Here is a 13,414-nt window from a genome sequence, read left to right on the forward strand (position 1 = left end):
CATGACCGACACCACCCCTGTCTGCCGCCGCTTGGTCGGCCGCACCGCCGTCATCACCGGAGCCGGCAGCGGCATCGGCCTCGCCACCGTGCGGCGGCTGGCTGCCGAGGGCGCCCACGTCGTCTGCGCAGACGTGGACGAGGAGCACGGCAAGGCCGCCGCCGAAGAAGTCGCAGGACTCTTCGTACGCACCGACGTCACCGACTCCGACCAGGTCGAGGCGCTTTTCAAGGCCGCGTTCGACACGTACGGCTCGGTCGACATCGCTTTCAACAACGCGGGAATCTCGCCGCCCGACGACGACTCGATCCTGGAGACCGGCCTCGACGCCTGGCGCCGGGTGCAGGACGTCAACCTCACCTCCGTCTACCTGTGCTGCAAGGCCGCCATCCCATACATGCGCCGCCAGGGCAGGGGCTCCATCATCAACACCGCGTCCTTCGTGGCCCGGATGGGGGCGGCGACCTCGCAGATCTCGTACACCGCGTCCAAGGGCGGCGTCCTGGCCATGTCACGGGAACTGGGAGTGCAGTTCGCCCGGGAAGGCATCCGCGTCAACGCCCTGTGCCCGGGGCCGGTCAACACCCCGCTGCTCCAGGAACTGTTCGCCAAGGACCCCGAGCGGGCCGCGCGCCGGCTGGTGCACATCCCGCTCGGCCGGTTCGCCGAGCCCACCGAGATGGCGGCCGCCGTCGCCTTCCTCGCGAGCGACGACTCGTCCTTCGTCAACGCCACCGACTTCCTGGTCGACGGCGGAATCTCCGGCGCGTACGTCACGCCTCTGTAAAGCCGACCGGCACAAAGCCCGGCGGGACACCGCCACGGCGACCGAACCGGCCGCCACAGCCGGGCCGGCGGCCGCGCCGCCCATTCACCGGGCGGCCAACGGCGCCGACGAGGACGCCGTACCGGTGCGGTGCCCCCGCAAGGTGCCGGAGCGCCTGGACAGCCGAGCTGTCAGGACGTTCCGGCACCACGGCGAGGTGCCTGTCAGCTGCGGTGGACCCGGCCACGATCCGCCGGACTGCCCCTGAGCTCCACGACGATCGTCCAGACCGAGGAGGTCCACCAACGTGCCTGTTCCCTCTCGCCTCTCCCGCCCGCCTGCGGTACGCCTCTCCGTCACCGCGCTCGCCCTGGCGACGGCCCTCACCACTGCGACCCAGCCCGCCGGGGCCCACGACCGTCACGGACCGGACCGCTCCTGTCCCCGGCTGACCGTCTCCGAAGGCTGGTACGGAAACAACCAGGCACGCATCCAGCAACTCATCGACCGCTACGGCACGTGCGCCCCGCAACGGCACCACGACCGCAACAAGCCCGTCGCGGTGCTCGACTGGGACAACACCGTCATCAAGAACGACATCGGCGACGCCACCATGTACTGGCTGCTGCGCAACTCCCGGATACACGAACCCGACCACGGCGACTGGCGCACCACCAGCCGCTACCTCACCACCGCCGCCGCGAGAGCACTGCGCGCCGCCTGCCCGGCCGGCACCGGACGGGACCGCACCCTGCCGACCGCGACAGACACGGCCTGCGCCGACGAGATCCTGTCCGTCTACGGCGAGGCGGCGACCACCTCCGGCGATGCCGCCTTCGCCGGGCACGACCGGCGCACCATGGAGCCCTCGTACGCCTGGCTGGCGCAGCTGACACACGGCTGGACGACCGCGCAGGTGCGCTCCTTCGCGGCGGCGGCCCGCACCGAGAACCTCGCGGCACCGCTCGGGGCCACACAGAACGTCGGCAGCACCACGGACGCCACCGGTTACGTCCGCTACTACGACCAGCAACGCGACCTGATCCACACCCTGCGCCGGGCCGGCTTCGACGTGTGGATCGTCTCAGCATCACCGCAGCCCGTCGTCGAAGTCTGGGCCCAGGGAGCCGACATCGCACCGGGGAACGTGATCGGGATCCGGTCCACCACCGAACGGGGCCGCTACACCTCACACCTCTGCGGCTGCGGCACCGCGCGTACGGGCGACGACACGCAGATCACGTACATCGACGGCAAGCGCTGCTGGATCAACAAGGAGATCTTCGACGTCCGGGGCGCGGCCGCGTCGAGAGTACAACCGCACACCCAGCGACCGGTGTTCGCGGCGGGGGACTCCGACACCGATGTGTCGATGCTGCGAGACGCGACAGGGCTGCGGCTGGCCCTGAACCGCAACAAGACCGAGCTGATGTGCCGCTCGTACGATGACGCGGACGGCAAGTGGCTGGTCAACCCCATGTTCATCGGGCCGAAAGACCGCAAGCAAGGCGCCTACCCGTGCGCCACCGAGGGCTACATCGCATCCAACGGGACCGCGGGGCCGGTGCACCGAAACGACGGCAGCGTGATCCCCGACCAGCACGACACCGTCTACGCTCGCTGACCCGTGTCACGCAAGGATGCGCGCCGACCGTGGCCGCCACCGGCGCCCCCCAGCGACCCAGTCCCGATGTAGGCACCATGTAACGCCATCCGCTCATCAGGAGCTGGTAGCTGCTCGGCTCTTCGGTGATCCATTCCCGGCTTCGAGCACATCTCCTTCTGGATCAAGTCCGACGCAGGCTGCTGGTCATCGAGCGCCTCGCCCCCGAGCAGGAACGGTCGGATGCGCCCCGTGGGCGATGTCAGGTGGTGCGGTTCACGTGATGGGCAGGTCAGATCGGCAGGGCGTTCAAGCCGGCAGCGGCGGAGAGGTCCCGTTCGGCAGCTTCGAGGGTGTGCCGGCTCGAAGGGCGGTGACTGCTGCCTGATCCGGTGACCGGGTGTGTCCCATGGGCGGGACCGGGCCGGGCCCGGGGAAAGGTTCTCGGAAGACTGTCCGCATGAGTACGGAACAGCGGCCGATCCGGCGTGCCGACGCCCTCTTCATCGTGGGCAAGGGTCCCCACAAGGCGTCCCTGACCGGCCTGCGCCACCGGATGATCGAGGAGCACGCGCAGGGCCCGTACCGCGTGGTGGAGGTCGAGGACCCCAGCCGCGACCGGCGCCCGATGGACCGCCCGGACTACACGGCGGCCGTCCACGACTGGTGTGAGCGACGCGGCGATCTTCGAGACGGCGACGCGCGAGGGGATGACGGCCGGCGAGACGGGGCCGGTTGCTTTCCGTGAGGCGCTCCACCCGGGCGGCGGCTCTTCGGACGCCCTGACCGCGTCGGATGTACTCGACTTCCGGTCGTCGAACTTCGCGAAGCGAGCCTCTGCGCCATGGATCGGTGTCCGGGCCCGCTCCGCCTGACAGCCCGTGGCGTCCGGAACGGGCCGACAACCGGCCGCGCCTTGAGCGTTCATGCATCGTTCACTCCCTCGAATCGATCATTCGATCAATAGGTCATAGTGTTGAGCGAATCTCTTGACCTGATCAATCGTGACCTCTACTTTCGGGCCACCCACCCAGGAGGTTCTCGCATGAGCATCAGAGCCAGTCGTGTGCTCTTCGCCGTGTCCGTCGCCCTCGTCGGCACCGCTGTCATGCCCGGCCAGTCGGCCCTTGCGGCCGGCTCCAGCACTTACGTCGACTGCTCGCGATCCATCGCGGGGACCGGCACCGAGGCCAGCCCCTTCAACAGCATCGCCCAGGCCAACGGCAAGACTTACGCGGCCGGCGACACCCTCGCCTTCGCGTCCGACACCACCTGCAAGGGCGCGCTCGCCCCCAAGGGCAGCGGCACCGCGAGTCAGCCCATCACCCTCACTCGCTACGGCTCGGGCGAACTGCCGGTCCTGAACGGCGACGGAGCCGCGGACGCCGTCTCGCTGACCGACCAGGACCACTGGACGATCAGTCACCTCAGGATCACCAACCCGGCCGGCTCCCTCGCCCGGCGCACCGGCCTGCGGATCTCCGCCACCGACGGCAAGGCCCACACCGGGTTCGACGTGGGCAACTTGGTTATCGAGCGTGTGGCCGGCCAGACCAACAAGACCGGTTCGGTCACCGAGGACTACGTCCAGTCGGGAAGCGTCGTCACCGGCGCCTCCGGGGCGAACTCCACGCTCAACGACGTACACGTGCACCACAACACCGTGAGCAACACCGGTGGCGGCGGCCTGAAGATCCGTACCGGATCCATGGCCACCAAGGGCAACGGCGTCCTCGTGGAGTACAACACCGTCAAGGACGTCGGCGGTGACGGCGTCATCGTCAGCTACGCCGACTCCCCGATGATCCAGTACAACGACGCGTCCGGCATCGGCAACGGCGCCTACCCCTTCTCGGGCGGCAACTTCGCCGGGATCTGGGTGCTCGGCGACCACAACCCGACCATCCAGAAGAACGCCGTGTATGACACCACCAAGATGTCCGCCGCCGACAGCCAGGCGTTCGACTGCGACTGGGGGAATACCGGCTACTGCACGATCCAGTACAACTACAGCCGTGACAACATCGGCGGCTTCTTCCTCGACTGCGACGGCTGCGGCACGATCGGCGGCGCCAAGCAGGTCATCCGCTACAACATCTCCGAGAACGACTGCCGTATGAGCAGCAACAGCGCGGGCCGGTCGGCGCTGCACATGTACAACAACGTCCTCTACTGCACGGACAAGAAGTTCAACGTCACACTCCCCGGCACGAGTGTCGTCGAGAACAACATCTTCGTCGGTACGTCCGACTCCCAGTTGCCCGCCAAGTCCGGTATCCAGTGGTACTGGAACGTCTTCCAGGGCGTGCCCCGGCCCACCTCCAACGGCATCGCCGGAGACCCGCAGTTCGTCGCCCCCGGCACCGGCGGCAGCTCGATCCACGAGGTCGACGGCTACAAGCTCAAGTCCACCTCGCCCGCCCTCGGCAACGGTGCCGTCGTCACCGACAACGGTGGCCGCGACTACTGGGGCAACGCGGTCTCGTCGACCACCAAGCCCAACCGTGGCGCCTACCAGGGCCCGGGTCTGTAGCCAACGGCCGATACCGACGTTTCAGGAGTGTCATGCGCAAGCCAAATCGACGTGACTTCATCGCCCTCACCGCGGCGACGGCGGCGGCAGCGGTCGGGATGAGCGGACCCCAGGCGGACCGTGCGGCAGCCGCCGAGGCACGGAACGCCCCCGCCGGGGAGGCCGCCGCGACCGGGACGCTGAAGGACGCGAAGCACATCGTCATCCTCATGCAGGAGAACCGCAGCTTCGACCACTACTTCGGGCTGCTCAAGGGCGTACGGGGCTTCTCCGACCGCAGCACCGTCGAACTGCCGGGCGGCCACGGCGTCTTCGACCAGCCGAACGGCACCGGCAGCCACTACCCCTGGCAACTCAGCGCCACTCAGGCCTCCGGCGGCGCCGACCCCGAACGGCTCGCCCAGTGCAGCGGGGACCTCGCCCATGACTGGGCCAGCCAGCACGCGGCGTGGAACAACGGAAGGATGGACTCCTGGGTCTCCGCCAAGGGTCTGCGCTCCCTGGGCTACCTGACCCGCGAGGACATCCCCTTCCACTACGCCCTGGCCGACACCTGGACCGTCTGCGACGCGTACCACGCCTCCGGGATGAGCGCGACCGGCCCCAACCGCACCTATCTGTGGAGCGGACGGATCAGCGAGTCGTCCAAGGACGGCGGCAGTGAGTCCGGGCTGACCTGGGAGACGTACGCGGAAGCGCTGGAGAAGGCCACTGTCAGCTGGAAGATCTACCAGTCGACGGACAACTACGGCGACAACGGGCTCGCTTACTTCGCCAAGTTCACCTCGGCCCCGGCCGGCAGCCCGCTGCGGAGCAAGGGCATGTCGACGGTCCCCCGGGGCACCACCGAGCCCGGCGATGTGGCCGCCGACATCTGTGACGCGATCGCCGCCGACGTACGGGCGGGCACGCTGCCCCAGGTGTCGTGGATCGTCCCCGACCAGAACTACTCCGAGCACCCCATGGCGACGCCGGCCAACGGTGCCCACTTCGTCCACAAGGTCATCGACGCCCTCAACGCCGACCCGGACGTCTTCAACTCCACCATCCTCTTCCTCAACTACGACGAGAACGACGGCTACTTCGACCACGTCCCGCCGCCCGCACCGGCGGCCGGCACAGCCGACGAGTTCATCGGCGGGACGAGCATTGGCCTCGGCTTCCGCGTACCGATGATCGCGATCTCCCCGTGGAGCCGGGGTGGTTACGTCAACTCGCAGACCAGCGACCACACATCGGTACTCCGCTTCCTGGAGAAGTGGACGGCCGCGATCGGCAAACCGGCGACCTGCCCCAACATCAGCGCCTGGCGACGCGCGGTCTGCGGCGACCTCACCAGCATGTTCGACTTCACCAGCCCGGTCTACGGACTGCCCGCCCTTCCAGCCACCGCGACCGCCGTCGACATGGGGCAGTGCACCGGCCTGCCCAACCCCGCACCGGTCGCCAACAAGTTGCCCGCCCAGGAATCGGGGACCCGTAAGGCACGGGCCCTGCCCTACCAGCCCGCCGCCGACCTGGCCGCCTTCACCACCTCCGGGAGTTCCGTCCAGGCCAACATCAAGATGACCAACGCGGGCAGTGCGGCCTGCCACTTCGCCGTCTACACCAACGGCACACAGCGCTCGGGAGGCCCCTGGCAGTACACGGTCGCCGCGGGCGGCAGTGCCGGCGACTTCTACAACTGCGGTGCCGGCTACGGCGACGGCCTGTACGACCTCACCGTCCTCGGCCCCAATCGGTTCATGCGCCGGTTCAAGGGCAACGCCACCAAGGCGGGCAAGGATCTCCTCGTGGCCGCCTCCATCGTCAGCGTCTCGGGGACCGTCAAGCTCCGTTTCACCCTGACCAACCGCGGCGCGTCCGCCGTGACGTTCACCATCAAGGCGAACGGGTACCGCACCGGCGGGCCCTGGACGTACACCGTGCCCGCTGGCAGCACCGTGACGGACGACTTCTCGGCGCTCACCTACGGTTCCGGCTGGTACGACCACACCGTCACCGTGTCCTCGGACACCACCTGGTCGCAGCGGTTCGTCGGCCACCTGGAGAACGGCCTGCCCAGCGTCAGCGGCTGACACCGGATGCCGCCCCGGCGAGGAGGGCCACTCAGTCGCGCCACCACCACCGCGGGCGTACGTAGGGGCTCTCCTCGCCGACGCTTCCGGCGCCGTTGGAGATCTCCCGGGTATCCAGGTTCCAGCTCACGACACCGTTGAAGCGGTGCTTGTTGCGGAGGTGGGGGAGGGCGGGCAGTGCCCGTCGGCCGGCGCTCAACCGGCGCCATCGGCTGCCGACCGCTTGTGCCCCTTGCCTTCCTTCCTTTTCGGTCGTAATACGCCTTCGTGACCGGGCAGAAGAACACGCTGGCCTGGGTGGAGAGGTAGAGGGCGCGTTGAAGGCCGCGGTGGTGTTAGCGGCGCAGGCTGCCGCTGACTTTTCCGGAGCCCCAGGGGACGGGGGCCAGGCCGGCGAGGCGCTCGGCGCCGATGGCGGGACCCATGCCGGGCACGGTAAGGACCCCTGGCAAAATGAACGGTTGCTCCTTGGAATGACAGGACGGCATCCGGAGTTGCGCCTACATCCGATGGATCGGGGTGGGCACGGGCCAGCGAAGGCCGTGGGAGGTTGATGACGGGCTGTGGGGAGCGGATCGCTCCGCTGCTGCCCCGGTGATAGAGCGTCGCACCCGTTATCCGGGGCGCAAACGGCTGGATGACCGGCGGGTGCTCAACGGGATCCTGTTCGTGCTGTACACCGGCATCCCCTGGGAGTTCCTGCCGCAGGAGCTGGGCTTCGGCTCGGGGATGACGTGCTGGCGACGGCTGCGTGACTGGAACCAGGCGGGCGTGTGGCAGCAGCTGCACGAACTCCTGCTCGCCGAACTGCGCGGCCACAACATGCTCGACCTGTCCCGGGTCTCCGTCGACGGCTCCCACCTGCGGGCCTTGAAGGGCGGAGACGCCACCGGGCCCTCGCCGGTGGACCGAGGCAAGACAGGCAGCAAGCACCACGTCATCGTCGACGCCAACGGCATCCCGCTGGCCGCCACCGTGACCGGCGGCAACCGCAACGACGTCACCCAGTTCCAGCCGCTGATCCACGCGTGCCGCCGATTCGCGGCAAGCGCGGACGACCCCGCCGCCGCCCTTACGTGCTCTACGCCGACCGCGGCTACGACCACGACATCTACCGACGCCGGATTCGCGAGCTCGGTATCCGCCCGCTCATCGCCCGTCGCGGCACCGAGCATGGCAGCGGCCTGGGCAAGAACCGCTGGGGCGTGGAAGCAGCATTCGCCCTCCTGTACTGGTTTCGCCGACTGCGTATCCGGTGGGAGATCCGCGCCGACATCCACCAAGCCGTCCTCACCCTGGGCTGCGCGATCATCTGCTGGCGACGCCTGAAGCCGTCGTTTCAGTGACGCCCCCACCCGATTCTCCTGCGAAATCCGACACAAACCGAGCAATGTAGGCGTGTGTAGTCGGTACGGCGCCCAGCGATGACGACCCTAGGCTGATCACTGCCATCACCGCCCGTCGAATCGCTCGAGCACAGCACGCACGTGCCTGTTCATGGCGGCGCTGCCCTTGTGCCCGGCGTCGTCGAAGACCACCAGTTTTGCGCCTGGCCAGGCGCGCGCGAATTCCCAGGCGGCACCGAGCGGGCAGCTCAGATCGTGCCGGCCATGGATGATCACACCGGAGATCGCGGCCAAACGCCCGGCACCCCGCAACGGCGCGCCGTCTTCCAACCCTCCGTGGCTGGCGGCGTAATGGGCACAGATCCGCGCGAATGCCTGCACGACGTCCGAGGCGTGGTCGCTGTAGGGAGCTGGTTTGCCATTGGGCTCCAAGGAGAGGACGGCGTCCTCCCAGGCTGCCCAGTTGAGGGCCGCCTGCGCCCGTATCGCCGCGTCAGGGTCTTCCAAGAGTTTCACATAGGCAGCGACCAGGTCACCATCGCGCTCGCCTTCGGGTACGCCGTTCCTGAACCGCGTCCACGCCTCGGGAAAGAGCCGCGCGACCCCTCCGCGGTACAGCCAGTCCACGTCTGAACGGCCCATCATCCAAAAGGCGGGAAGCACCATCTCAGACACTCGTTCCGGATGCCGTTCGGCGTAGGCGACCGACAGTGCCGAGCCCCACGACCCGCCGAAGAGCAACCACCGTTCAACCCCCAGGTGCGCACGCAACTGCTCCATGTCGCGTAGCAGCAGCTCAGCTGGGTTGAGACGCATGTTGGGCGCAGGATCGCTCGCATGCGGCGTGCTGCGTCCGCACCCTCGCTGGTCGAACAGGATGATCCGGTAGCGCTCCGGGTCGAATGCCTTTGGGGTGCCGGACGGACTCCCGCCCCCGGTCCGCCGTGGACGATGAGCGCGGGCTTGCGTCTGGATTGCCGCGCACCTCCCAGTACACGAGATTGCCGCCCCCGGTGTCCAACATGCCGCGGTCATGGGCGTCAGTCGAGGTGAAGGCAGCAGGCATGCAAGAGCTCCTACTTCGGCAATACGGTTGTCCTGGACCGTACATGCATCCCCGCCGCCGCCAAGGCGGGCTAACCGACAGCCCATCACCTGGGTCGCATTCTTTAGCACTCCGCAGGGCTTGCCGGAAATCAACACGTCGGTTTGATCTTGTTTTCGTCGAGGTCGAGGTATCTCGCGATGTCAGTCGGTGTGCGGAAACGGGCGGTCGAGGCAGGGATGTGAATGCCGTGGGCTTCCAGGAGCGGGCGGACGTCTTTCGCTGCGCGGCTGACGGTCATGGCGGTGGTGTTGAAGAGCTGGCCCAAGAGGGCCATGGTCGCGAGTTTCCGCAGGTGGAGCACGGTGGCCAGGACCCGGTCGGCTGAGGTGAGCTTGGGTTTGGCTCCTGTGCCAGGGGCCACTAGGCGCTCGTGGTCTCTGCGGGTGCGGAGCACTTGCTCGCGTTGAACGTCCATTGCTGGAGTCAGCATGTCGATGAGTTCGTTGAGCTGCTGGTGGGTCATCCCGGTGAGTGCCGGGTTGTGGAGTGAACGCCGCGTGAGGCGGGCCGGTCTGTTCGTCAGGGTCTCGTCCGGTGTGCTGGTGGTGGTCGCCGTGTCCGTCGGGCGCTGGGGGTGGAGGGTGTAGTTCCAGTCGCCGTGGAAGCGGTGGCGGGTGATGGGCAGGGCGGCGATCTCGTTGTCGCTGACGCGGTCGGATGCTGGTGGGGTACTCGCCGCTGTCGAGTTCGGCTTGGACGGTGCGGCCGGTGCGGCTGGTGGTCGCAGCGATGGTCTGGAGCATGACTTCGTGGCTGGTCAAGGGCATGAGCCAGGCGCTCGCCGCCGAGGTCGCAGCCCTCAACATCCGAGTCATTTTCGAACGGGCAGCCCGTGGGCGTAAGCGGCAAGGTTCCCAGAACCGGATCCCTTCATGCTGCCGCGCGGACTGCTGGCTCAACCTGTTCGCGACCGGCCTTGTCACCGCCGATGTGTCTCAGGTAGATCCCCGTCCGGCCTGCCTGCGATCCGAAGGTTCTGGCGGGTCCAGCGACCGTCCGGGCCGGCGAGGAGGGGGACGACTCGGCTACCTCGGCTGGTTGTCGCAGACGTACGAGCGGCGTCCTGACGGCGACTGCGAGGACCTGCGGCGGGTTGGCTCGGCGTCTCGGCTGCGGCTCCCCCGCGTGGGGGAGCGGGATCGTACGTACGGTCGATGGCGTGTCGTCGCGTCCCGGCGATGGTGGAGGCATGTTGATCAATCTTTCCCTGGGTAGCACCGAACGTCCGGTTCCGTACTGGGCGTTGAGGCTCGCAAAGGCCCTGCCGTTCGTTGTCCTGCCGCACTGTCTCTGGCGGTTGCCGTTCGCCTTCGACTTCTCCATGGGCGTCGATGACCCGGCGGCACCACCCATGCCGTGGTGGGGGGCGGCTTACGTTCTCGGGCTGAGCGTGCTGACCGAGGCACTGGCCCTGATGTGTACCGGACTGGTGAGTGCGTGGGGCGAACGGGTCCCGGAGTGGGTCCCTCTGATCCGCGGACGGCAGGTCCCGCCGCCCGCAGCGATCATCCCGGCTGCCCTGGGCGGCGTGGGCCTGGTGGCACTGTGGGACACCATGCCCCTCGGCTGGTTCGGCCTGCTGGGGTTTCACGAAGTTGCCTTCACCAACGGATGGTGGCTGCTCCTGGCGCGGGTGTGTATCAGCCCGGTGATGCTGTGGGGACCGATCGTGCTTGCCCTGACCTATGCCTACTACCGACGCCGTCGGGCTGCCCCGCAGGCCGACCAGGCGCGGACGGGCCGGCTCTGACAGGGCCGGGATGTGCGTACGGCCTCTGAGCCGTCCCGGGCACCCCGGCCACTGGGGCAGGTCAGCGGGAAACGTCACGTCAGTTGCCGTGCACTGAACGGCATCTCGCCTATCGAGGGCTGCCGCGCCAAGGTCCTGGGTACGTGTACGGGACTGCTGCACGGATAGGTGACAGTGGTACGCAGCCAGGGCTGCGGGTGGGGCCATGATGGTCTCGTACTTGATGGGGGTCAATCGGGCCAGTCGTTGTCACGACTCGACTCCCCTGCGGGCGGGACCACGCTGTCGGACCCCGACTGCCCGCACCGGATCCAGGTGCCAACGTATGGAGCAGACTGTGCCATGGATGTGCGGGACGGCTGTTGACCAGAGCGCCTATAGCAGACACGGGTAGGCGTCATCCCTGCGTGTGAGGGGTGGGGGAGTGGTTGGTCTGGGCTTTGACTGTGCCCGGTTGCTGATTCTGCTGACCGTGCTGGTTCGTGCTGGCGTCTTCGGACTCTGCGTCGGGCGGTTCCCCGTCGGCTGCCGGTAGCCTGAGACGCAGGGAGCGCAGGTCGGGGATGATCATCTGGTCGTCGTTCGTGGTGCGGACGAGGCCCTCGTCGGCCAGGGCGTTGAGTTGTTCTCGGCCCTGGGGTACGAGCTCGTGAAAGGTTCCCTCGGAGACGGCCAGGGTGATGGGGCCGGACAGCGTGGCGCTGTAGGACTCCGCGAGGCGGACGAGAGCTCTGATGAGTGTGGCGCGTGGTCCCCTGCCGGTGCGCCTGCTCTGCTCGGCGCTGGTGTGTGCGGTCGAGGCGAGCAGCGCGCGTACGGCCGAGGGCCGGTCGTTGATGTACCGGATGAACTCCTGGTGGGGGACAACGACGGTGTCGCCGTTGCTCCAGTACGCCATGTACTCGTTGCTGAGCCTGCCCGTCAGCGCGTAGGCGTCGCCCACGATGTCGCCGGCGTTGCACACGCCGACGTTGAACGATCCGGCGCTGGTGCGGATCTTCCGCAGCAGCGTGCCGGACAGCACCAGGACCACACCTTGTCGGTGGGACAGCCCGTCGAGTTCCTGTGTGCGGTGCGGTCGCCCGATGTGCAGCAGGTCGTCGTGGTCGTTGGGGGTGAGGAGGGCGAGGAAGGATCCGGGCAGATACCCGTCGTGGTGCGCACCGGGTGTCTGAGGCTGGGCGGTGCTGCCGGGGACCGCCTGCGGGTCGAGTCCGGCCAGGACGCCTGCGGCTTGCTGGACCTGCCGGCCGATAGTGCGGCTGAACTCCTCCGCGCGGGAGATGGCCTGGTCGATGTTGGCGCTGAACTCGTGTGTGGCATCGAAGGGAACCATGGCGATCGCGCCGGCGCCGGGACTGTGGGCGTGTGGGCCGGGCGGCTCGTCCCCGCGCAGCCGCGCGATCTCCTCGTGCAGATGGCGCGCGGTGATGATCAGCCCCGCGAGCACCGACGAGGCCCGGTCGAAGTCGCCGCTGGCCTTCTCCTTGCCGCGTATCACGCGCTCGTGCTGGCGGACGGTCAGATGCAGCAGAGTCTCCACCCGCATGAGCTCGTCGCGATCCACAGGGGCACGGCTGGCGATGGCGCTGCGGTCCACGTGTCGGCGCTGCACTTCGTCGGCCAAAATGACAACCCACACAGCCAGCACCGCGGACAGTGCGCTAGCGGCCCGCAGTGTCTCCTCGGCCAGCACCCTCGCAGCTTCGGCCTCATCGAGCTGCCGCTGCTTGTCCACCAACTCCTGCAGCGCCTCGGCCCGGCTGGCCTCGGCGCGGGCGATGACGGCGGTGGCGGTGAGGACTGTGTTCCTGGCGTCGGCCGACAGCCTCGGGTCCAGGCCGGGGGACGGCCTGTCCCACAGCCGCTCGGCGGTGGCGAGCCGCCTGCGCCGCGTGTGAGAGTCGAGGTCCTTGGTGCACACCTCTACAACCTTCAGCACGAACTTTCTGTTCAGGCCGCGGCCGTTGAACCGGTCGGACAGTTTGTTCCTGCTCATGCCCAGCGGCTCGATCAAGTCCTGCTGGTGCAGCCCGAACTCGATGAGCAGCTTGCGGAGGAAATCCACCACATGCGGCTTCGCGTCGGGCTGGGGCGCCAGCTCCTTGAACGGACGACCCGGCCTACCCGGCGAACGATCGCCCACCGCCTCCCCCTCCCGTGCCGCGCCCGGCGACTTATCCTGGGATAAAGGGTAAGCGCTCCCGCTCGGCCCGGCCGATGCCGCAGG

General features: G+C 68.2%; 8 protein-coding genes and 4 pseudogenes. 7 read left to right on the forward strand and 5 right to left on the reverse strand.

Features of this window, described 5'->3' with window-relative positions:
- The first annotated feature begins 1 nt into the window (after position 1).
- The 5 genes from ABZ565_RS31955 (at position 2) to ABZ565_RS31975 (ending at position 6,980) form a co-directional block, all read left to right on the forward strand.
- On the forward strand, positions 2 to 787 hold the full coding sequence (locus tag ABZ565_RS31955) for a 3-oxoacyl-ACP reductase (protein ID WP_361034704.1): 786 nt from the start codon (positions 2 to 4) through the stop codon (positions 785 to 787).
- A gap of 286 nt (positions 788 to 1,073) precedes the next feature.
- Entirely contained in the window at positions 1,074 to 2,390 is a 1,317-nt protein-coding gene (locus tag ABZ565_RS31960) for a haloacid dehalogenase-like hydrolase (RefSeq protein ID WP_361034706.1), read from the forward strand.
- Positions 2,391 to 2,829: 439 nt separating this feature from the next.
- Positions 2,830 to 3,117 (forward strand): hypothetical protein, encoded by a 288-nt coding sequence (locus tag ABZ565_RS31965; protein ID WP_361034709.1) that lies wholly within the window; start codon positions 2,830 to 2,832, stop codon positions 3,115 to 3,117.
- A 318-nt stretch (positions 3,118 to 3,435) separates the two neighbouring features.
- Entirely contained in the window at positions 3,436 to 4,902 is a 1,467-nt protein-coding gene (locus ABZ565_RS31970) for a right-handed parallel beta-helix repeat-containing protein (RefSeq protein ID WP_361034777.1), read from the forward strand.
- A 32-nt stretch (positions 4,903 to 4,934) separates the two neighbouring features.
- Complete coding sequence (locus ABZ565_RS31975) at positions 4,935 to 6,980, forward strand: phosphocholine-specific phospholipase C (RefSeq protein WP_361034712.1); 2,046 nt, start codon at positions 4,935 to 4,937, stop codon at positions 6,978 to 6,980.
- Positions 6,981 to 7,119: 139 nt separating this feature from the next.
- Here the strand turns inward: ABZ565_RS31975 and ABZ565_RS31980 are convergent.
- Positions 7,120 to 7,227, reverse strand: a pseudogene (locus tag ABZ565_RS31980) (IS5/IS1182 family transposase); the annotation flags it as partial.
- 401 nt (positions 7,228 to 7,628) lie between these two features.
- Here ABZ565_RS31980 and ABZ565_RS31985 point away from each other — a divergent pair.
- A pseudogene (locus ABZ565_RS31985) lies at positions 7,629 to 8,326 on the forward strand (IS5 family transposase).
- Positions 8,327 to 8,431: 105 nt separating this feature from the next.
- On the opposite strand, the pseudogene pip reads toward ABZ565_RS31985, so the two are convergent.
- The 3 genes and pseudogenes from pip to ABZ565_RS32000 form a co-directional block, all read right to left on the reverse strand.
- A pseudogene (gene pip / locus ABZ565_RS31990) lies at positions 8,432 to 9,392 on the reverse strand (prolyl aminopeptidase).
- Positions 9,393 to 9,522: 130 nt separating this feature from the next.
- A complete protein-coding gene (locus ABZ565_RS31995) occupies positions 9,523 to 9,897 on the reverse strand; it encodes a transposase family protein (RefSeq protein WP_361034780.1) in 375 nt (124 codons plus the stop codon).
- 114 nt (positions 9,898 to 10,011) lie between these two features.
- Positions 10,012 to 10,198, reverse strand: a pseudogene (locus ABZ565_RS32000) (ISAzo13 family transposase); the annotation flags it as partial.
- Positions 10,199 to 10,623: 425 nt separating this feature from the next.
- Between ABZ565_RS32000 and ABZ565_RS32005 the strand changes: the two are divergent.
- Complete coding sequence (locus ABZ565_RS32005) at positions 10,624 to 11,184, forward strand: hypothetical protein (RefSeq protein ID WP_361034715.1); 561 nt, start codon at positions 10,624 to 10,626, stop codon at positions 11,182 to 11,184.
- A gap of 397 nt (positions 11,185 to 11,581) precedes the next feature.
- Here the strand turns inward: ABZ565_RS32005 and ABZ565_RS32010 are convergent, their stop codons facing one another.
- Positions 11,582 to 13,330, reverse strand: coding sequence for a hypothetical protein (locus ABZ565_RS32010; RefSeq protein ID WP_361034718.1), 1,749 nt, complete (start codon positions 13,328 to 13,330; stop codon positions 11,582 to 11,584).
- Positions 13,331 to 13,414 lie beyond the last annotated feature (84 nt).

It is taken from the genome of Streptomyces sp. NPDC016469, from assembly GCF_040632905.1.
Classification (GTDB): domain Bacteria; phylum Actinomycetota; class Actinomycetes; order Streptomycetales; family Streptomycetaceae; genus Streptomyces.